Below are 19,080 nucleotides of genomic sequence, written 5' to 3'. Positions count from 1 at the left end.
ATGTTGAAAGAAGCAATTAATAGACATCAATCACACAACGGATTTAACAACATTAACACCATGGCAACCCGGATGTATTTATTCCGCGATTGATTTATGCTGGCCCAGGAAATAAAAACAGCGCGAAAACAAAAATGCCCCGCAGTGCGGGGCATTTTTATGGGGCCAGCGTGGGCCAGGTTCAGATGGAAGTATCGAGCGGCTCGAAGCCCTTGACCAGATCGTCGATGGCCTTCATCTGCTTGAGGAAGCCTTCCAGCTTCTCCAGCGGCAACGCGCTCGGGCCGTCGCAACGGGCCACCTTGGGGTCCGGGTGGGATTCGATGAACAGACCGGCCAGACCGACCGCCATGCCGGCACGGGCCAGCTCGGCCACCTGCTCGCGACGACCGCCGGAGGCGGCGCCCATGGGGTCACGGCACTGCAGGGAGTGGGTCACGTCGAAGATGACCGGGTAGCCGCCGGTGCTCTTCTTCATCACCCCCAGCCCCAGCATGTCCACCACCAGGTTGTCATAACCGAAGTTGACGCCGCGCTCGCACAGGATCAGACGGTCGTTGCCGCACTCCTCGAATTTGTCGGTGATGTTCTTCATCTGGCTTGGGCTCAGGAACTGCGGCTTCTTGATGTTGATGACGTTGCCGGTGCGGGCCATGGCCTCCACCAGATCGGTCTGGCGCGCCAGGAAGGCGGGCAGCTGGATGACGTCGACCACCTCGGCCACCGGTTTGGCCTGATGGGGCTCGTGCAGATCGGAGATCACCGGCATGCCGAAGGTCGCTTTCAGCTCCTGGAAGATCTTCATCCCCTCTTCCAGACCCGGACCGCGGTAGGAGTGGATGGAGGAGCGGTTGGCCTTGTCCCAGCTCGCCTTGAACACGAACGGGATACCCAGCTTGGAGGTCACTTCCACGTACTTCTCGCACACGGCCATCGCCATGTCGCGCGATTCCAGCACGTTCATGCCACCGAACAACACGAACGGTTTGTCGTTGGCGACGTCGATGCCATTGACCTTGATATTCTTCTGTTCCATCTCAGGCTTCCTTAGGTAAAAGGGCTTGCAGGGCTTGAATCCACATCCGGCCGCACAGCCCCAGGCTGCGCGGCCTCGATACTCGTCTGTTGCATCTCCCAGGCCTTGCATGCAGCGGCATGGGACTCTCAATTAGGGCCTCGCATGCAGCGAGGCCGTTAGCTCCTCAGTGGAGGGGCTTGGGGCTCAGATCCAGTGCGGCCAGCTGGGCTTTCAGCACGTCGGCCACCGGATCGTCCGGGCACTGTTCAATAAAGTATTCAAAATCGTCGGCGGCAAAGCGCGGGCAGTCGAGCTGCTCGTAGATGAAGCCGCGATCCCGGGTCTCCAACGGGTCGCCGGGCTTCATCCGCAGCAACAGTTCGCTGCAGCGCAGCGCCTCGGTCATCCGGTCCTCCCGCAGCAGGGCGCCCTTGCTCACGTTGAGCAGCCGCTCGATGATCTCCCACTGGCCGGCAGGCTGCAGGTGATCCGAGGTGAGGGTGGCCAGGTTGCCGAGAGCCCCGCGCAGCAGCAGCTCGATGTGGTGCAGGCTCAGCTCGTCGCCGGTGAAGGGGTCCACATAGACCTCTCCCTCGCTGCCGGCGAAGCTCACCAGGAAGTGACCGGGAAAGCAGATCCCCTCCACGTCCAGCCCGAGCTTGCGCCCCAGCTGAATGATGAGGATGCCAAGGCTGACCGGAATGCCCTGCTTGCGGGCCAGGACCTGGGCCAGATCGCAGTTGGCCACCGAGAAGTAGTCCTGCCAGTCGCCGTGAAACCCTAAGGTCTGGTAGAAGCCCTGCAGCAGCTGACGGCGCACCTGGTCGCAATCCCCTTCCTCGATGGCCTCGTCCAGCCAGGCGTCAAGCCGAGCCAGCTCCGCCGTCCCGCGGCCGCTGATGCCATGGATCTCGTCACTCACCGACAGCGCCAGCTCGGCGATGTCATGGGCTTCGAAATCGGTCCATTCGTCTACGCGTATCATCGTCATCATCCTTAACCGAACAGGCTGGCCTGCTTGTAGACGGCCAGCTTGGCGATGAAGAAGAGCCAGCCGAGGGCTCCCAGAAACGCAAACCAGCGGATGCCGTTACTGCGGGCCAGGCGCAGTGCCATCATGGCCAGAAAAGCCACCACCAGGATGGCGGTCAGCTTCTCGCTGAGCCAGGGGGTGGCGTTGTTGAGCGGGTTGAGATCCAGCACCATGCACAGCAGCACGCCGGAGAGCACCACCAGGCCGTTGAGCCAGCCGCTCAACCGAAGGGTACGGGCGCTGGCGGCGCGGCTCGAGCCGGTCTGCAGCCAATAGAAGCGCAACATGAACATCAGCACGGCCAGGCCAATCAGCAGCAGGTGCAGATGTTTGATAGCAAAATACATAACGTGTCCTTGAACAGAGGCAGGCCCGGCCCGCCCGTCATCATCACTGAGCCAGCCGCCCCAGGGTCACCCGCTCGTTATCGCCGTAATCGCGCACGGTTTCCACCTGCACGTAGCCCTGTTGCAGCAGGAGTTGACGCACCGCCTCCCCCTGCTGCCAACCATGCTCCAGCAACAGCCAGCCGCCCGGCAGCAGATGGGCCGGTGCCCCGGTCACGATGAGGCGAATATCCGCCAGCCCCTGCTCGTCCGCCACCAGGGCGGAGCGGGGCTCGAAGCGTACGTCCCCCTCGTCGAGGTGCGGATCCGCCCCGTCGATGTAGGGCGGGTTGGAGACGATCATCGCAAAGCGCGGCGCCTTGCTTGACGAGGGCGCGACCAGCGGTTCGAACCAGCTGCCGTCGCGCACCTCGATGGACAGACCCAGCGCGGCGCTGTTGGCGCGCGCCAGGGCGGCTGCAGCCGGCATCCTGTCCACCGCCCATACATCGGCATCCGGTCGCTCCGACTTGAGCGCCAATGCGATGGCGCCGGTGCCAGTGCCCAGATCCAGCACGGCGCAGGGGCCTGCTGGCAGCCGCGCCAGCGACTGCTCGACCAGCACCTCGGTGTCGGGGCGCGGGATCAGGGTGGCCGGGCTCACCTTCAGCGGCAGTGACCAGAACTCCCGCTCACCAATCAGGTGGGCGATGGGTTCGCCATTGAGACGGCGTTCTAGCCAGCCCTGCAGGGTCGCCTGCTGGGCGGCATCGAGCTCGCGCTCCGGCCAGGTCATCAGGTAGCTGCGCCGGCACTCCAGCAGATGGCAGAGCAGCGCATCGGCATCGGCGCGGGGGGATTCCCCGGAGGCCAACGTCGCCATGATGTGGGCGCGAGCCTGCTGGATCTGCATCAGTTGCTCTCGGCCAGGGAGGCAAGCTGGTCGGCCTGGTACTCCTGGATCATCGGGTTGATGACGCAGTCCAGGTCCCCTTCCATGATCTCGCCGAGGCGATAGAGGGTGAGGTTGATACGGTGCTCGGAGAGGCGCCCCTGCGGGTAGTTGTAGGTGCGGATGCGCTCGGAGCGATCCCCCGACCCTACCAGGTTGCGGCGGGTGCTCTGCTCGGCGGCGCGGTGGCGCTCATCCTCGGCCGCCTGCAGACGGGCGGAGAGTACCGACATCGCCTTGGCGCGGTTCTTGTGCTGGGAGCGCTCATCCTGGCACTCCACCACCAGGCCGGTGGGCAGGTGGGTGATGCGGATGGCGGAGTCGGTCTTGTTGACGTGCTGGCCACCGGCCCCGGAGGCGCGGAAGGTGTCGATCTTCAGATCCGCGGGGTTGATCTCGATCTGCTCGGCTTCCGGCACTTCCGGCAGCACGGCGACGGTACAGGCGGAGGTGTGCACCCGGCCCTGGGATTCGGTTTCCGGCACCCGCTGTACCCGGTGACCACCGGATTCAAACTTGAGGCGGCCGTAGACGTGCTCACCCTCCACCTTGGCGATCACCTCCTTGTAGCCGCCGTGCTCACCGTCGTTGCAGCTGACAATGGAGACCCGCCAGCCCTGGCGCTCGGCATAGCGCGAATACATGCGAAACAGATCGCCCGCAAAGATCGCCGCCTCGTCACCACCGGCGCCGGCGCGGATCTCCAGATAGCAGTTGTTGTCATCCTTGGGGTCGCGCGGCAGCAGCATCACCTGCAGCGCCTGCTCCTGCTCCTCGAAGGTCGCCTTGGCCAGCGGCAGCTCCTCCTGCGCCATCTCGCGCAGGTCGGCATCCTCCTCTTCCAGCATCTGGCGGGTGGCGTCCAGGTTCTCTTCGGCCTGGCGGAATTGCTGGAAAGCGTGAACGATATCTTCCAGCTGGGCATATTCCCGGGTCAGGGCGCGGTAGCGATCCTGATCCGCGGCCACGTCCGGCTCGCCGAGCATGGCCTGTACTTCTTCGTGGCGCTCGATGAGGCCTTCCAGCTTTCTGATCAGTGACGGGTTCATAAATCTTGTGTTCTCGATGGAGGACGGGACGACCGGGTGATCGCCCCCAAACTATGACTCTTGTGACAACCCCAGCACCTGGCGCAACTGGGCCAGCTGATGGTGATCCCCCTGGGCGGCGGCCTGGCGCAGGGCCTGGGTCGGTGCGTGGATCAACTTGTTGGTGAGGCGGTGGGCCAGCGCCTTGAGCGCCTGCTCGGCAGGCTCGCCCTGTTGCAGGGCCAGCAGGGCGCGCTGCAGCTCCTCATCGGCCACCTGTTGGGCCTGATGGCGGTAATCGCGGATGAGATCCACCGAGTGGAGACTGCGATACCAGCCCATGAAGTCATCGCGCTCTTCCTGCACGATGAGTTCGGCCTCGGCGGCGGCCCGTTTGCGGGTCTCGAGGTTCTGCTCGATGATGCCCTGCAGGTCATCCACCGTGTAGAGATAGGCGTCCGAGAGCTCGTCCACCTCCGCCTCGATGTCGCGGGGCACGGCGATGTCCACCAGGAACATGGGCCTGAAGCGGCGAGCCTTGAGTGCGCGCTCCACCATGCCCTTGCCGATGATCGGCAGGGGGCTCGCGGTGGAGCTGATGACGATGTCCGCCTCGTGCAGATAGTCCGGGATCTCTTCGAGCGTCATCACCTGGGCGCCGAACTCCTCGGCCAGCAGCTGGGCCCGCTGCAGGGTGCGGTTGGCCACCATCATCTGGGTGACGTTCTGTTCGCGCAGGTGGCGGGCCACCAGTTCGATGGTCTCGCCGGCACCGACCAGCAGCACCTTGGTCTGGGAGAGATCGGAGAAGATCCGCCGTCCCAGGCTCACCGCGGCAAAGGCCACCGACACGGCGCTGGCGCCGATCTCGGTATCGGTGCGCACCCGCTTGGCCACCGAGAAGGATTTCTGGAACAAACGCTCCAGCGCCCCCTTCACCGCCTCGGATTGCTGGGCATGGGCATAGGATTGCTTGATCTGCCCCAGGATCTGCGGCTCTCCCAGCACCAGGGAGTCGAGCCCGCAGGCCACCCGCATCAGGTGGCGGACCGCCTCCTCGTCCTGATGCCGGTAGATGGCGGAGACCACCTCGGCGGCATCCAGGTCGTGAAACCGCTGCAGCCACTGCAACACCTGCTCGCCCTGCCCCTGCTCCAGGCTACAGTAAAGCTCGGTGCGGTTGCAGGTCGAGACGATCACCGCCTCGCTTACACCGGGTTGGGCGACCAGCTCACGCAAGGCGCGATCGATGCAGTCCGGGCCGAAGGCGACCCGCTCCCGCAAGGCGACACTGGCGGTGTTGTGGTTGATTCCGAGGGCAAGCAAACTCATGAGTGGGCGTGGATCGTATCTGTGCGCAGGGAGTAAAGGCTGCCAATTGTACGAGAAAGGGTAAGTCTTTAAAAGCGATACGACCCCCCCGTATACTGTGCCAAATCACCTTTTCCGGAGCATGACCTTGTTGTTGCGTCTTTTCACCCTTGGCTGCCTGCTGTTGCTGGCCGGTTGCGCCACTACCCAACCCCAGCGCGATCAGGTCAACTGGCAGCAGGAGCGTACCCGGCTCGAGCAACTGACCCACTGGCAGCTGTCTGGCAAGATGGCCATCATCACCGCCCAGCAGAAGGGCAGCGCCCGGGTCAACTGGCAGCAGGATGGCGACGACTATCGCCTCAACCTCACCAGCCTGATCGGCACCCACATCCTGGAGCTCTCCCGCAGCAAGGGCGAGATCACCCTGATCGACAACGAGGGCAACCCGCACCAGAGCCAGGATGCCGAGGCGCTCGTCTATCAGCTCACCGGCTGGAACATTCCGGTGGCCGGGCTGCCGGCGTGGATCAAGGGCTTGCCGGGCGAGGCCGAGTTCGAGCTCAACCCCGACCGCAGTCTGGCCAGTGTGCGTGACGGCCAGTGGCAGATCGTCTATGGCGACTACCGGGATCAGGACGGCTATCGCCTGCCGCACCTGCTCACCATGACCGGCCAGGACAGCCGCCTCAAGCTGCAGATCAACCAGTGGACCATCACCCGCTGATGGCGGCCATCGACAAGGACTCCCCCATGAGCGCCATGCGCTGGCCGGCTCCGGCCAAACTGAATCTCTTTTTGCACGTCAACGGCCGTCGCCCGGACGGCTACCACGAGCTGCAGACCCTGTTCATCTTCCTCAACCACGGCGACTGGCTCGAGTTCGAGGTGATCCCGGCCAGCGACAGGCTCACCCTGAGCCCGGCCATTCCCGGCGTGCCCGATGAACAGAACCTCATCATCCGCGCCGCCCGTCTGCTGCAGGCCAGGCTGCCGAGCCCGCAGGGGGCCCATATCAGGCTGGAGAAGGTGCTGCCCATGGGCGGTGGCATCGGCGGTGGTTCATCGGACGCCGCCACCACGCTAGTGGCCCTCAACCACCTCTGGCAAGCCGGCTTGAGTGAAGACGAGCTGGCCGAGCTCGGCGTGCAGCTGGGCGCCGACGTGCCGGTGTTCGTGCGCGGCAAGGCCGCCTTTGCCGAGGGGGTCGGTGAGCGGCTGCAGCCGGTCGAGTTGCCGAGCGCCTGGTATCTGGTGCTCAAGCCTGATTGCCATGTGGCGACCGCCGCCGTGTTCCAGGATCCGGACCTGCCCAGAGATACCCCGAAAATGGCATTGCACAATCTGCTGGAAGGGGAGTGGAAAAACGATTGCGAATTGCTGGTGAAAAAGCGCCACCCCGAGGTTGCCAATGCGCTCGGCTGGTTGCTAGAATACGCGCCGTCAAGAATGACGGGCACAGGAGCCTGCGTCTTTGCTCAGTTTGAAGACGAAGTGGCTGCTCGGGAAGTGTTGGCAAAAGTGCCGAGAGAGTGGGATGGATTTGTCGCCAAGGGCGAGAACATATCACCACTCTTCGCTACATTGCAACAAGTCAGTGATTGGGGTATCGCCAAGCGGTAAGGCAGCGGGTTTTGATCTCGCCATTCCTAGGTTCGAATCCTAGTACCCCAGCCATCTCCTGAACATCGAACAGGGTATATCGATTCACCTGCCGCAGCAGTCTTGCCGGGAGTGCACACTCCCCCTCGCCGGTTGCAGCACCCATCGTTACCCTTTCGTCTTCGGGAAGGTCACTGGTCATCATGGATGACGGGGCGTCGACCAGCACGACGCTCAACCGGCTTGCCGCATGTAACGTGGGCACCTGACCTGAAAGCAGCCTATAGTGGTCTGACCCGTCAACTTGATAAATCGTTTGCCCCCAAACGATAAGGGTCTAATCAGACTCCCCACATACTGGATGCAACCCCGAGGTTTCAAACCGTGCCTGACATGAAGCTGTTTGCTGGTAACGCAACGCCGGAACTAGCCCAGAAGATCGCAGATCGCCTGTTTATCAAACTCGGCAATGCTGCCGTAGGTCGCTTTAGCGACGGCGAGATCAGCGTACAGATCAACGAGAATGTACGTGGTGGCGATATCTTCATCATTCAATCCACCTGTGCCCCGACCAACGACAATTTGATGGAATTGATCGTGATGGTGGATGCTCTGCGTCGTGCTTCAGCTGGCCGTATCACTGCCGTAATTCCCTACTTTGGCTATGCCCGTCAGGACCGCCGTGTCCGCTCCGCCCGTGTTCCCATCACCGCCAAGGTCGTCGCCGACTTCCTCTCCAGCGTCGGTGTGGATCGCGTGCTGACCGTTGACCTGCATGCCGAGCAAATCCAGGGCTTCTTCGACGTCCCGGTCGACAACGTGTTCGGCAGCCCGGTGCTGCTGGAAGACATGAAGTCCAAGAACCTCGAATCCCCCGTGGTCGTGTCGCCGGACATCGGCGGCGTGGTACGTGCCCGTGCCATCGCCAAGCTGCTGGACGATACCGACATCGCCATCATCGACAAGCGTCGTCCCCGCCCGAACGTCTCCCAGGTCATGCACCTGATCGGTGACGTGGCCGGCCGCGACTGTATCATCGTCGACGACATGATCGACACCGGCGGCACCCTGTGCAAGGCTGCCGAAGCCCTGAAAGAACGTGGTGCCAAGCGTGTATTCGCCTACGCCACTCACCCGGTCTTCTCCGGTTCCGCCGTGGAGAACATCAAGAACTCCGTGATCGACGAACTGATCATCACCGACTCTATCCCGCTCACCGCGGAGATGAAGGCGGTCGACAAGGTCAAGCAGCTGACGCTCTCTTCCGTGCTGGCCGAAGCCATTCGCCGCATCAGCAACGAAGAGTCCATCTCTGCCATGTTTGAGCATTGATAGACCCTGTTGTGACAAAAACCGCCAGCTGGCGGTTTTTGTCTTTCTAGTCCCAGTTACACCCGGTATTGCCCTGCCCCGTCGCAGGTTAAGGATTGTTCCATGAATCGCTTGCGCCCGCTGCTGCTCCTCGCCTTCTGCAGCTTCCTGTTCGCCTGTCAGCCCAACAATGAAAACCAGCCTTTCGTGCTGACTCTGGCTCACATGAACGACACCCACTCCCAGTTTGACCCGGTCAACGCCGAGCTGAAGGGGCCTCTCTTTGGCAAGCAGGGGGAAACCGACACCCTCTACACCCGCTTCGGCGGCTATCCGCGCCTGCTCACCATGGCGAAATCCTTCCAGGCCGATGCGCTGGCCAAGAACCAGCCGCTCCTGCTGCTGCACGGCGGCGATGCCTGGCAGGGCAGCGGCTACTTCAAGCTCAACGAGGGGATGGCCAACGCCGAGCTGCTGAGCCAGTTCGGCCTCGACGCCATGGCGCTGGGCAACCACGAATTCGATCTGGACAACCAGAAGCTGGCCCGCTTCATCAAGGGGGTCAACTTCCCGGTACTGGCCGCCAACCTGGATACCCGCGACGACCCGGATCTGCGCCACGCCGCCAACCTCAAGCCGTTCGTCATCTACTCCTTCGACGGCAACCAGAAGAGCCCGGTCACCGACATCAACAACCTGCCCCAGGGCAAGCAGCTGGTCGCCGTGATGGGGCTGGTGCTGGAGGACATGGCCAACATCTCCCCCAACGTCGGCAAGCTGCGGTTCGGCAATGAAGTCACCTCGGCCCAGGCCACGGTGGATCTGCTGCGCCAGCACGGCATCGACCACATAGTGGCGCTCACCCACATCGGCAACCAGCGGGATCTGGCGCTGGCGGCCAAGGTGAACGGCATCGACGCCATCGTCGGCGGTCACTCCCACAGCCTGCTCGGCGATTTTCGCAACATCGGCTGGGGCAACACCGGCGAGTACGCCCAGCTGGTCACCAACCCGGACGGGGTCGGCATGACCTGCGTGGTACAGGCCGGCTCCTATGCCCAGGCCATCGGGCTGGCCCGGGTCAGTTTCGACGCCCAGGGCAGGGTCATCGCCTGTCAGGGTCAGAACCAGCTGCTGGCCAGCCGCGACTTCTTCGCCGATCCCGCCCGCAAGCAGGCACTGGATGAGACCCGCAGCAAGCAGGCCGGCAAGTTCATCGACGCTCAGCCCAACCTGGTGACCGTGGATGAAGACCCGCGCCTGCGCGGCATCATCGACAGCCACTACAAGCCCGCTCTGGAGCAGGCGTTCGGCCCCGTCATCGCCACCATCCCGGCCGCCCTGCAAAATGCCCGCCGCCCCGGCGACAATGGCAGCGACAGCCACGGCTCCGACGTTGCCTCCCTGGTGGCCGAAGGGCAGTACTACTGGGCCAATACCCCGGCGGTGCAGGCGCTGACCGGCGGTCCGGTCCACTTCGCCCTGCTGGCGGTGGGCGGCGTGCGCGCCGATCTGCCGGCCGGCGAGCTGCGCGAAGGGGATGCCGCGCTCACCCTGCTGCCGTTCAAGAACCAGCTCTCGGTGCTGACCCTGACCGGCGCCGACGTGCGTTCCCTCTTGACCGAGACCATCACCGCCACCCTGCCCGCCAGCGCCCACGCCGGCAAGTTCCCCTACGGCGGCCACCTGCGCTACACCTTCACCGAGACCACCCCGGGCAAGGGCGGCGCCCTGACCCAGTTGCAGTGGCAGAATGCCGACGGCCAGTGGCAGGATCTGGTGGACAGCCAGCGCTATCGGGTGGTGATGAATGCCTACAGCGCCAACGGCAACGATGGCTGGCAGGCGCTGGCCCGCGCCCAGGCGCAGCAAGCCGAGCGGCTGGATCTCGCCTGGCAGGATGGCAAGCTGACCGGCTTCCCGGTCGAGCGGGTGGAGCAGCGCGGCGATCAGCTGAGCGCCCGCTATGCCACCGGCCATCAGCTTGACTGCAAGGCGAGCGGCGTGGATTGCGGCACCGACGCCGCCTCCTTCGTTGCCTACGTGCGCGATGCGCGTCCCACCCTGACCGCCCTGAACGAAGAGACGGTCACCCTGGTGCGTGCCGCGCAGTAACCCGGCCCCCGCCGGCAAGCTACAAAACGGGCCCCACACTGGGGCCCGTTTTGCTGACGTTGGCCACCGGTTCCCCGCTTTTCCCCGGCACTGGCCGAGCTTTGGTTGAGTGATCGCCAGTCGGCGGCTAGAATATTGCGTCCCATTGCCCTGGGCAGTCGGCCCATTGCAAGCAGCGAGTGAAGAAATCAAGCGTGACAAGCCAAATCAAACTGATCGTGGGGCTGGGCAATCCCGGCCCGGAATATGCCAAGACTCGCCACAATGCGGGCGCCTGGTATGTGGAGCAACTGGCACGCTGGCACAATGTCAGCCTGCGCGAAGAGCCCAAGTTCTTCGGCCACACCGCCCGCATCCAGGTGGATGGCCAGGATGTGCGCCTGCTCATCCCGAACACCTACATGAACCTCTCCGGCAAGGCGGTGGCCGCGCTGGCCCGCTTCTACCAGATCGAGCCGGAAGCCATGCTGGTGGCCCACGATGAGCTGGACCTGCCCCCCGGCATCGCCAAATTCAAGCAGGGCGGCGGGCACGGCGGCCACAACGGCCTCAAGGACATCATTGCCAAGATGGGCAACAACAACAATTTCTTCCGGCTGCGGCTGGGGATAGGTCACCCGGGCGCCAAGGAGCTGGTCGCCGGTTTCGTGCTGACCAAGGCGCCCAGCAGCGAGCAGAGCCTGATCGACGCCGCGCTCGACGAATCCCTGCGCGCCACCGACATTCTGTTCAAGCAGGACATGACCAAGGCCATGAACCGGCTGCACAGCTTCAAGGCCGAGAAAGTCTGAATAGAGATGCCTGACACGCGTCAGGCTCGCACAATATGACAGGGTCGCCCAAGAACCTGTCCACGCACTGTGACGAGAGGTCGTCAGCAAGGTGAAGCGCAGCGCAGGAACCGGAGCGTATAGGTATACGTGAGGATTCCGAGCAGCACATGAGCCTTGATCATGGCCTCGCAGTATAGAGCGTGAACAGGTTATGCGACCCCTCAACAGCATCCATCACGTAAGGTAACAATCCATGGGTTTTAAATGCGGTATCGTGGGCCTGCCCAATGTAGGCAAATCCACCCTGTTCAACGCGCTGACCAAGGCCGGCATCGAAGCCGCCAACTTCCCGTTCTGCACCATCGAGCCGAACACCGGCGTGGTACCGATGCCGGATCCCCGCCTCGACCAGCTGGCGGCCATCATCAATCCGCAGCGCGTTGTGCCGACCACCATGGAATTCGTGGACATCGCCGGCCTGGTGGCCGGTGCCTCCAAGGGCGAGGGCCTCGGCAACCAGTTCCTGGCCAACATCCGTGAAACCGAGGCCATCGGTCACGTGGTGCGCTGCTTCGAGGACGAGAACATCGTTCACGTGGCGGGCAAGGTCTCCCCGGCTGACGACATCGAGGTGATCAACACCGAGCTGGCCCTCTCCGATCTGGATGCCTGCGAGCGCGCCATCAACCGCCAGTCCAAGCGCGCCAAGGGCGGCGACAAGGATGCCAAGCTGGAAGTGGAAGTGCTGGAGAAGATCAAGGTGGCACTGGAAGACGGCCAGATGATCCGCGGCATGAAGCTGGACAAGGACGAGCTGGCCGCCGTCAGCCACCTCAACTTCCTGACCCTCAAGCCCACCATGTACATCGCCAACGTGGCGGAAGATGGCTTCGAGAACAACCCCTACCTGGATCAGGTGCGTGAAATCGCCGCCGCCGAGAACGCAGTCGTGGTAGTAGTCTGCTGCGCCATCGAAGCGGACATCGCCGAGCTGGATGACGAAGATCGCGCCGAGTTCATGGCGGATCTGGGCATCGAAGAGCCGGGCCTGAACCGGGTGATCCGCTCCGGTTACGAGCTGCTCAAGCTGCAGACCTACTTCACCGCCGGCGTGAAGGAAGTGCGTGCCTGGACCATTCCGGTGGGCGCCACCGCCCCGCAGGCCGCGGGCAAGATCCACACCGACTTCGAAAAAGGCTTTATTCGTGCCCAAACCATCGCCTTCGAAGACTTTATCGCCTACAAGGGTGAGCAAGGCGCCAAGGAAGCGGGCAAGATGCGCGCCGAAGGGAAGGATTACATCGTCAAAGACGGCGACATCATGAACTTCCTGTTCAACGTCTAATCCCATGAGAGGCCAGCATTTGCTGGCCTCTTTTTTTATCTGGCCCAAGCACCTATCTGCTGGATATGTCGTAAAAAAAACCAGATTGTTGGGCTTTTGCGCGACAGCGACCAATAACTCGCCAAACGCACTCAAATTCGTTTTTTCAGACAAAAAAAGGGTTGACGCCCCAGAGCCAGATACGCATAATTCGGCCCGCACAGTGACGAGGCAACGAGGCACTGGAAGCAAGGTTGGCTATGTAGCTCAGTTGGTTAGAGCATCGCACTCATAATGCGGGGGTCACAGGTTCGAATCCCGTCATAGCCACCATCTCTAGTTGGGGTATCGCCAAGCGGTAAGGCAGCGGGTTTTGATCTCGCCATCCCTAGGTTCGAATCCTAGTACCCCAGCCATTATTTCAGTTGTCGGCATTAAAGTGTCGGTGACAGGTCAAGGGAAGCAGTGATGGGTGTTGAACTCGTCAATGTGTCCAGGTTCAAATCCTGGTATTCCGGCCATTGTTAAAAGATGTTTGATAGACTCTGTCAGGCATCGCTGTTGGGGTATCGCCAAGCGGTAAGGCAGCGGGTTTTGATCTCGCCATCCCTAGGTTCGAATCCTAGTACCCCAGCCATTCTTAAAAAGATGTTTGATAGTCTCTGTCAGACATTGCTGTTGGGGTATCGCCAAGCGGTAAGGCAGCGGGTTTTGATCTCGCCATCCCTAGGTTCGAATCCTAGTACCCCAGCCATTATTCTGTTCTCTTCCACCCAGTGGTTGACAACAAACGGCTATGTAGCTCAGTTGGTTAGAGCATCGCACTCATAATGCGGGGGTCACAGGTTCGAATCCCGTCATAGCCACCATTTTGAAGAACGTTCCTTCAATCATCTGATTGCAAAGAACACTGTTGGGGTATCGCCAAGCGGTAAGGCAGCGGGTTTTGATCTCGCCATCCCTAGGTTCGAATCCTAGTACCCCAGCCATTTTTACTTGTATTCGACGAAAGTCGTACACAAGACGGCTATGTAGCTCAGTTGGTTAGAGCATCGCACTCATAATGCGGGGGTCACAGGTTCGAATCCCGTCATAGCCACCATTACTCTTGCGGAAGTGGCGAAATTGGTAGACGCACCAGATTTAGGTTCTGGCGCCCTAGGCGTGAGAGTTCGAGTCTCTCCTTCCGCACCATCGAAAGCAGTACCAAACAGACCAGCCCAGGCTGGTTTTTTTGTATCCGGCGTTTGCCACTCTTCTTCCCCTCTCCATGCCATTGCACGTCTGCAACCCCTCCCATAGCTGGGCCATGTGCTCTCCTCTGCGACGGCGCTCATGCCCGGCTTTCGCTTTATGCCGTCTTTTGCATGTCAGATTACTGCGGGCAATAAAAAGGCGGCCCGCAGGCCGCCATGTCATATGTGCCGTCAGAACGGGAAGAACCAGGGGATGGCGATGACGCTCACCACCATCACCAGCGCCGTGAAGGGCACGCCGATGCGCACGAAATCCACGAACTTGTAGTTGCCAGGGCCCAGCACCAGGGTGTTGACCGGCGAGGAGACCGGCGTCATGAAGGCCGCCGAGGCGGCGATGGCGATGGTCATGGCAAACGGATAGGGGGAGACCCCCATCTGCTGGGCCGTGCCGAGCGCGATCGGGGCCATCAGTACCGCCGTCGCGGTGTTGGAGATAAACAGCCCGATGATGGCGCACAGGGCGAACAGACTGGCCAGCATCACCCGCGGCCCCATCTCCCCCACCGCCGAGATCAGCGCGCCGACGATGAGATCCACCCCACCGGTCTTTTGCAGCGCGAGCGCAAAGGGCAGCATGCCGACGATGAGGATCAGGGTCGGCCAGTGGATGGACTTGTAGGCGCTCTCCATGTCGATGCAGCGAAACTTGCCCATCAGCAGGCAGGCGATCAGCGCCGCTATCACGTTGGGCACGGGATCCGTCACCATCAGCACTATCATGACCCCGAGCGCGATCAGGGCGTGAATGGCCTGACTGCGGGCCGGCGCCATCTCGTCCACCTCCGCCGGCAGCCCCAACAAGAGAAAGTCACGGCTGTGGGTCTGCAGCAGGCGGATCAAGCTCCAGTTGCCCACCACCAGCAGGGTATCCCCCATCTGCAGCGCCTCGTCCACCAGCTTGCCGCCAAGCGCCTCGCCGGCGCGGCGGATCCCCACCACGTTGAGGCCATAGTGGGAGCGAAACGCCACTTCGCGGATGCTCTTGCCGAGCAGACGGGATTCGGGGATGAGCGACACCTCCGCCATGCCCACCTCCCGCGCCTGATCGGAAAAATACTCCCCGCGCAGGATCATGGGTTCGAGCCGCGCCTCGCTGCAGAACTCCCGCACGTCCGCATCGGGGTCGGACATGTCGATGAGCAGCACATCCTTGGCCTGGAACTCGGTGACGCCAGAGACGGTCACCATCACCCGCCGGAACTTGCGCCAGCGCTCCACCCCGATGACATTGGCCCCGTAGCGGGCCCGCAACTGCAGCTCGTCCAGGGTCTGGCCGATCAGGGGGGAATCGGGCCGCAATGCCAGCCGGCGCGCCCGCCCGGCCAGCCGATAGTCGCGAATGAGATCGCGCATGGTGCTGCGTCCGCTCTGCTTGTGCTTGCCCTCCTCCTCGCTACGTACCAGAGAGGTGCGCATCAGCAGCATGTAGAGGATCCCCATCCCCAGGATGATGACCCCCATGGGGGTGAAGCCGAAGAAGCCGAAGCCGTGGATGTCGTGGCGCATCAGCTCGCTGTTGACCACCATGTTGGGCGGCGTCGCCACCAGGGTCATCATGCCGCTGATGAGGCCGGCAAAGCCGAGCGGCATCATCAGCCGGCCGGCCGGGATCCCCATCCGGTTCGCCACGCTCAGCACCACAGGGATGAAGATGGCCACCACCCCTGTGCTGCTCATCACGGCCCCCAGCAGGGCGACCGCCACCATCAGCAGCACCAGCAATCGGGTCTCGCTGCTGCCGGCCACCTTCACCAACGCGTCCCCCACCTGATAGGCGATGCCGGTGCGCACCAGCCCCTCCCCCACCACGAACAGGGCGGCAATCAGGATGACGTTGGGATCGCTGAACCCCGCCAGCGCCTGTGGCAGGGTCAGGGTACCGCTCAGCACGAACAGTATGATGATCAGCAAGGCAACCACGTCCATGCGGACCCTGTTGCTCACAAACAGATAAATGGCGCCCACCAGCATGCAGAGGACCCAGACCAGCTCGGAATTCACGCTCGCTCCTTTCGTTCAACACCACCCCGGCCGCTGCGGGGGGATTCCATCAAACCACAGCCCATTCATCCCCATTTTGTGACATGTCAATAAAGGGCAGGGCATCATCGCATATCAGGGTGTCATCGGGGGCCTAAAGTTGCTTGCAGTTTGTCCATTCTTTGAGGTGGCTCGGCCCTGCACGGACAAAAGTCCTGCAAAGACCCCCACGCCGCCCCTAGAATAGGCCCGGTTCACGCCCCCCTATTTTCCAAGGAAATGAAAATGAGCATATTCGAGTGGTTCAGCATCAATCACACCCTGGTGACCATACCGCTGGGTGGCGGCTACGCCATGTCGTGGATCGAAGCCGTCGGCACCCTGTTCGGGCTGGCCTGCATCTGGTGCGCCAGCCAGGAGAAGACCATCAACTACCTGTTCGGGCTCATCAACGTCAGCCTGTTCGCCATCATCTTCTTCCAGATCCAGCTCTACGGCTTGTTGCTGCTGCAGCTGTTCTTCTTCTGCGCCAACCTCTATGGCTGGTACGCCTGGACCCGCCCGGCCAATGCCCAGGGGGATACCCTGCAGATCCGCTGGCTCAGCAAGTCCAAGCTCGTCGCCACCGCCGCCGTGAGCGTGCTGGCCATCGCCCTGCTGACCCTCTATATCGACCCGGTCTTCGCCGCCCTGGCACGCACCTCGGTCGCCCTGCTCAACCTGTTTGGCGCCAACCTCGCCACGCCCGAGCCCTCCCCCGATGCCTTCCCCTTCTGGGATGCCAGCATGACGGTGCTCTCCGTGGTGGCCCAGATCCTGATGACCCGCAAGTACGTGGAGAACTGGATCCTCTGGGTGGTCATCAACATCATCAGCATCGGCGTCTACGCTGCCCAGGGGGTCTATGCCATGTCCCTTGAGTACCTGATCCTGCTGTTCATCGCCGCCAACGGCACTCGCCTGTGGATGGTCAGCGCCAAACGTCCGCAACAGGAAGTGATCGCATGAGCCTGCTACCCCATCTGCAATGCCGCCCGGACCAGATCGCCGAACGGGTGGTGCTGTGCGGCGACCCGGCCCGGGTCGACCGCATCGCCGGCCAGCTCGACGGGTGTGACGTGCTGGGCCAGCACCGGGAGTTTCGCCTGATCAACGGCCGCTACCGGGGGCTGCCCGTCACTGTGTGCAGCACCGGCATCGGCGGCGCCTCCGCCGTCATCGCGCTGGAGGAGCTAGTGCAGGCGGGCGCCCGCGCGCTCATTCGGGTCGGCTCTGCCGGCGCCCTGCAGCATGAGATCGCGCTGGGGGATCTCATCGTGGTGGAGGGGGCGGTGCGCAGCGAAGGCGCCTCGCAGGCCTACCTGCCCCCCGAGTACCCCGCCTGCGCCGACATCCGCCTACAAGCTGCCCTGCTCGCCCATCTCGGCGCCAGCGGCCAGCCTCACTGGCACGGGCTGGTGCGCTCCCACGACAGCTTCTATCGGGATGACGAGCAGGAAGTGTGTCGCTACTGGCACCAGCGCGGGGTGCTCGGGGCGGACATGGAGAGCGCCGCCCTGCTCGCAGTGGGGCGCCTGCGCAAGGTGCGGGTGGCCGCCGTGCTCTGCAACGTGGTGGCCTTCGAGCAGGACGTGCAAGCGGGGGTGAGCGACTACGCAGCCAGCGAAACCGCCATGATGACCGGCGAGCGGCTGGCCATCGCCGCCGCCCTCCACGCCCTGACCCAATAGAGCGGGTCTGCCGGGGCCGCTGCGGCCCCGGCAAAACGTTAAGCCAGGCACATTCAGAGGCGCCAAAGCTGGCATCCCGCCTGCACTCTTGCTAGCCTCATGGCCCTCGTCAAGCCGGGCCTTCACCATGCAGCAACAACCCTATCCGCTCGGTCGCTTTCACGCCGAGCTTGCCGCACTCGAACCGCGCTTTGCCGCGGCACTGGCAGACTGCACCCTGTTTTCGCGCCGCTACCTGCCGGGCGAGCCCATCATGCGCCAAGGGGAGCGGTGCGAGCACCTCTATCTGGTGGCCCAGGGGCGGATTTCCCTCAACAGCGCGGTGCACTCAGGGCGGCTGTTTCAACTCGGCGAAATCGAGTGCCATAGCCAGATCTTCGGCGAGATGGAGTTCTTCAGCACCACCCCGGTGCAGTGGAGCGTGGTGGCCGAGACCGAGCTGGACGCTGCCGTCATCTGCGCCGACAAGCTGGCCAAGCGGCTGCTGGCCGAGCCCGAGCTGACCCTCTTCTTCGCCGCGGCGCTCGCCAGCGACTATCTGGACACCCTGGACATCACCACCAGCCGGCTGCTGCACCCCATCGCCTACAACATCGCCTTCGAGCTGTGGCGCGAGCGCCAGCGCACCCCCATGCTGGGTTCACGCAAGCGGGCCCACGAGGCGGCGCGCTTCGGCACCACCGAGCGGGTCTACCGGCGTGCCCTCAAGGAGCTGATCGAACAGGGTATCGTCGCCGATGGTCCCGACGGCCCCGTCATCGCCGATTTGGCCAGGCTGCGCGCCTATCTCGAACTTTGACCTTCCTTTACCATCGGAGTCCCCATGCCTGTTTCAAACATGTCCGTCTCAAACTACCCCGAGTTCACCTTCTTCAGCCGCTTTGTCGCCGACATCCAGGCCGGCCGCAAGACCATCACCATCCGCAACGAGAGCGAGGCCAACTGGCAACCCGGCCAGCGGCTGGCCCTGTTCACCAACCCGGAGCACCAGCCCTTTGGCACCATAGAGGTGCTCTCGGTCAAGGCGGTCGCCTTCGATGAGCTCAATGACGAGCACGCCCGCCAGGAGAACATGACCCTGCCTGAGCTCAAACAGGTGATCCGCGACATCTACCCCACCCTGCCGCCGCTCTATGTCATTGAATTCCAATTCGTTGGGATATAAATACCGACTAACAGTTCTGACCCATACGTTATAACTGTTTTCGCGGAGGCATCTGAATTCACCTCTATCAAGATGCCTTTATGTAAAACCTAGAAAGTAGAGTTGCAGCCTTAATGCTCACTCTGTCTACATTGCAGACTCGTAAACTGTAAA

Annotated in this window: 17 protein-coding genes and 9 tRNA genes; 19 read left to right on the top strand and 7 right to left on the bottom strand. The window is 62.6% G+C overall.

What is annotated here, in order from left to right; translation table 11 throughout:
• Window positions 1–181 precede the first annotated feature (181 nt).
• The 6 genes from kdsA to hemA form a co-directional block, all read right to left on the bottom strand.
• A complete protein-coding gene (gene kdsA / locus ACB033_RS01715; protein WP_005298479.1) occupies window positions 182–1,036 on the bottom strand; it encodes a 3-deoxy-8-phosphooctulonate synthase in 855 nt (284 codons plus the stop codon).
• Window positions 1,037–1,202: 166 nt separating this feature from the next.
• The gene (locus ACB033_RS01710) at window positions 1,203–2,003 is read right to left on the bottom strand and encodes a SirB1 family protein (protein WP_005298477.1); all 801 of its coding nucleotides are present in this window, start codon (window positions 2,001–2,003) and stop codon (window positions 1,203–1,205) included.
• An 11-nt stretch (window positions 2,004–2,014) separates the two neighbouring features.
• Window positions 2,015–2,398, bottom strand: coding sequence for a SirB2 family protein (locus tag ACB033_RS01705; protein WP_010633227.1), 384 nt, complete (start codon window positions 2,396–2,398; stop codon window positions 2,015–2,017).
• Window positions 2,399–2,441: 43 nt separating this feature from the next.
• On the bottom strand, window positions 2,442–3,290 hold the full coding sequence (gene prmC, locus ACB033_RS01700; protein ID WP_139725070.1) for a peptide chain release factor N(5)-glutamine methyltransferase: 849 nt from the start codon (window positions 3,288–3,290) through the stop codon (window positions 2,442–2,444).
• Complete coding sequence (prfA, locus tag ACB033_RS01695) at window positions 3,290–4,378, bottom strand: peptide chain release factor 1 (RefSeq protein WP_099358660.1); 1,089 nt, start codon at window positions 4,376–4,378, stop codon at window positions 3,290–3,292. The genes prmC and prfA overlap by 1 nt, the downstream gene beginning before the upstream one ends.
• 51 nt (window positions 4,379–4,429) lie before the next feature.
• On the bottom strand, window positions 4,430–5,689 hold the full coding sequence (gene hemA, locus ACB033_RS01690) for a glutamyl-tRNA reductase (RefSeq protein ID WP_139432083.1): 1,260 nt from the start codon (window positions 5,687–5,689) through the stop codon (window positions 4,430–4,432).
• Window positions 5,690–5,810: 121 nt separating this feature from the next.
• Here hemA and lolB point away from each other — a divergent pair, with 121 nt between their 5' ends.
• From lolB to ACB033_RS01615, 15 genes are all read left to right on the top strand, one after another.
• Entirely contained in the window at window positions 5,811–6,395 is a 585-nt protein-coding gene (gene lolB, locus ACB033_RS01685; protein WP_095592243.1) for a lipoprotein insertase outer membrane protein LolB, read from the top strand.
• A 26-nt stretch (window positions 6,396–6,421) separates the two neighbouring features.
• Window positions 6,422–7,291: a 4-(cytidine 5'-diphospho)-2-C-methyl-D-erythritol kinase gene (gene ispE, locus ACB033_RS01680; RefSeq protein WP_026140914.1), complete on the top strand. Its 870-nt coding sequence runs from the start codon at window positions 6,422–6,424 to the stop codon at window positions 7,289–7,291.
• A tRNA-Gln gene (locus ACB033_RS01675) sits at window positions 7,271–7,345 on the top strand. The genes ispE and ACB033_RS01675 overlap by 21 nt, the downstream gene beginning before the upstream one ends.
• Window positions 7,346–7,654: 309 nt before the next feature.
• Window positions 7,655–8,602, top strand: coding sequence for a ribose-phosphate pyrophosphokinase (locus ACB033_RS01670; protein WP_005298464.1), 948 nt, complete (start codon window positions 7,655–7,657; stop codon window positions 8,600–8,602).
• A gap of 102 nt (window positions 8,603–8,704) precedes the next feature.
• Window positions 8,705–10,696 (top strand): bifunctional UDP-sugar hydrolase/5'-nucleotidase, encoded by a 1,992-nt coding sequence (locus tag ACB033_RS01665; protein WP_371140297.1) that lies wholly within the window; start codon window positions 8,705–8,707, stop codon window positions 10,694–10,696.
• A gap of 194 nt (window positions 10,697–10,890) precedes the next feature.
• Entirely contained in the window at window positions 10,891–11,487 is a 597-nt protein-coding gene (gene pth, locus ACB033_RS01660) for an aminoacyl-tRNA hydrolase (RefSeq protein WP_017765021.1), read from the top strand.
• A gap of 235 nt (window positions 11,488–11,722) precedes the next feature.
• Entirely contained in the window at window positions 11,723–12,814 is a 1,092-nt protein-coding gene (gene ychF, locus ACB033_RS01655) for a redox-regulated ATPase YchF (RefSeq protein ID WP_005298458.1), read from the top strand.
• Between the two features lie 235 nt (window positions 12,815–13,049).
• Window positions 13,050–13,126 (top strand) — tRNA-Met (locus ACB033_RS01650).
• A gap of 8 nt (window positions 13,127–13,134) precedes the next feature.
• A tRNA-Gln gene (locus tag ACB033_RS01645) sits at window positions 13,135–13,209 on the top strand.
• Window positions 13,210–13,355: 146 nt separating this feature from the next.
• Window positions 13,356–13,430: transfer RNA gene (locus ACB033_RS01640), tRNA-Gln, on the top strand.
• Window positions 13,431–13,472: 42 nt separating this feature from the next.
• A tRNA-Gln gene (locus tag ACB033_RS01635) sits at window positions 13,473–13,547 on the top strand.
• A gap of 38 nt (window positions 13,548–13,585) precedes the next feature.
• A tRNA-Met gene (locus ACB033_RS01630) sits at window positions 13,586–13,662 on the top strand.
• A 45-nt stretch (window positions 13,663–13,707) separates the two neighbouring features.
• A tRNA-Gln gene (locus tag ACB033_RS01625) sits at window positions 13,708–13,782 on the top strand.
• Window positions 13,783–13,818: 36 nt separating this feature from the next.
• Window positions 13,819–13,895: transfer RNA gene (locus tag ACB033_RS01620), tRNA-Met, on the top strand.
• Between the two features lie 8 nt (window positions 13,896–13,903).
• Window positions 13,904–13,987: transfer RNA gene (locus ACB033_RS01615), tRNA-Leu, on the top strand.
• Between the two features lie 233 nt (window positions 13,988–14,220).
• Here ACB033_RS01615 and ACB033_RS01610 read toward each other — a convergent pair.
• Window positions 14,221–16,053, bottom strand: coding sequence for an SLC13 family permease (locus ACB033_RS01610; protein WP_042007000.1), 1,833 nt, complete (start codon window positions 16,051–16,053; stop codon window positions 14,221–14,223).
• A 264-nt stretch (window positions 16,054–16,317) separates the two neighbouring features.
• On the opposite strand from ACB033_RS01610, the gene pnuC reads away from it, so the two are divergent.
• The 4 genes from pnuC to yqfB all read left to right on the top strand — a co-directional run bounded on the left by pnuC (window position 16,318) and on the right by yqfB (window position 18,927).
• Window positions 16,318–17,040 carry a nicotinamide riboside transporter PnuC gene (gene pnuC, locus ACB033_RS01605; protein WP_010633219.1) on the top strand — a complete coding sequence of 241 codons (723 nt, stop codon included), beginning with the start codon at window positions 16,318–16,320 and terminating at the stop codon, window positions 17,038–17,040.
• Window positions 17,037–17,762 carry a nucleoside phosphorylase gene (locus tag ACB033_RS01600; protein ID WP_139725068.1) on the top strand — a complete coding sequence of 242 codons (726 nt, stop codon included), beginning with the start codon at window positions 17,037–17,039 and terminating at the stop codon, window positions 17,760–17,762. The genes pnuC and ACB033_RS01600 overlap by 4 nt, the downstream gene beginning before the upstream one ends.
• 127 nt (window positions 17,763–17,889) lie before the next feature.
• Window positions 17,890–18,561 carry a Crp/Fnr family transcriptional regulator gene (locus ACB033_RS01595; RefSeq protein ID WP_162519853.1) on the top strand — a complete coding sequence of 224 codons (672 nt, stop codon included), beginning with the start codon at window positions 17,890–17,892 and terminating at the stop codon, window positions 18,559–18,561.
• Between the two features lie 39 nt (window positions 18,562–18,600).
• Window positions 18,601–18,927: a N(4)-acetylcytidine aminohydrolase gene (yqfB, locus tag ACB033_RS01590; RefSeq protein ID WP_139725066.1), complete on the top strand. Its 327-nt coding sequence runs from the start codon at window positions 18,601–18,603 to the stop codon at window positions 18,925–18,927.
• Window positions 18,928–19,080: the final 153 nt, after the last annotated feature.

The organism is Aeromonas sp. S15(2024), assembly GCF_041402265.1.
Lineage (GTDB): Bacteria > Pseudomonadota > Gammaproteobacteria > Enterobacterales > Aeromonadaceae > Aeromonas > Aeromonas dhakensis.
This window is presented reverse-complemented; position numbering and strand designations above follow the sequence as displayed.

Bases quoted from the DNA above. Each gene is read 5' to 3' on its own strand.
- ACB033_RS01710 (WP_005298477.1), bottom strand. From the start codon at position 2,003: ATGATACGCGTAGACGAATGGACCGATTTCGAAGCCCATGACATCGCC.
- hemA (WP_139432083.1), bottom strand. From the start codon at position 5,689: ATGAGTTTGCTTGCCCTCGGAATCAACCACAACACCGCCAGTGTCGCC.
- ACB033_RS01600 (WP_139725068.1), top strand. From the start codon at position 17,037: ATGAGCCTGCTACCCCATCTGCAATGCCGCCCGGACCAGATCGCCGAA.
- ACB033_RS01595 (WP_162519853.1), top strand. From the start codon at position 17,890: ATGCAGCAACAACCCTATCCGCTCGGTCGCTTTCACGCCGAGCTTGCC.
- lolB (WP_095592243.1), top strand. From the start codon at position 5,811: ATGACCTTGTTGTTGCGTCTTTTCACCCTTGGCTGCCTGCTGTTGCTG.
- ychF (WP_005298458.1), top strand. From the start codon at position 11,723: ATGGGTTTTAAATGCGGTATCGTGGGCCTGCCCAATGTAGGCAAATCC.
- ispE (WP_026140914.1), top strand. From the start codon at position 6,422: ATGAGCGCCATGCGCTGGCCGGCTCCGGCCAAACTGAATCTCTTTTTG.
- ACB033_RS01705 (WP_010633227.1), bottom strand. From the start codon at position 2,398: ATGTATTTTGCTATCAAACATCTGCACCTGCTGCTGATTGGCCTGGCC.
- pnuC (WP_010633219.1), top strand. From the start codon at position 16,318: ATGAGCATATTCGAGTGGTTCAGCATCAATCACACCCTGGTGACCATA.
- prmC (WP_139725070.1), bottom strand. From the start codon at position 3,290: ATGCAGATCCAGCAGGCTCGCGCCCACATCATGGCGACGTTGGCCTCC.
- ACB033_RS01665 (WP_371140297.1), top strand. From the start codon at position 8,705: ATGAATCGCTTGCGCCCGCTGCTGCTCCTCGCCTTCTGCAGCTTCCTG.
- prfA (WP_099358660.1), bottom strand. From the start codon at position 4,378: ATGAACCCGTCACTGATCAGAAAGCTGGAAGGCCTCATCGAGCGCCAC.
- kdsA (WP_005298479.1), bottom strand. From the start codon at position 1,036: ATGGAACAGAAGAATATCAAGGTCAATGGCATCGACGTCGCCAACGAC.
- yqfB (WP_139725066.1), top strand. From the start codon at position 18,601: ATGTCCGTCTCAAACTACCCCGAGTTCACCTTCTTCAGCCGCTTTGTC.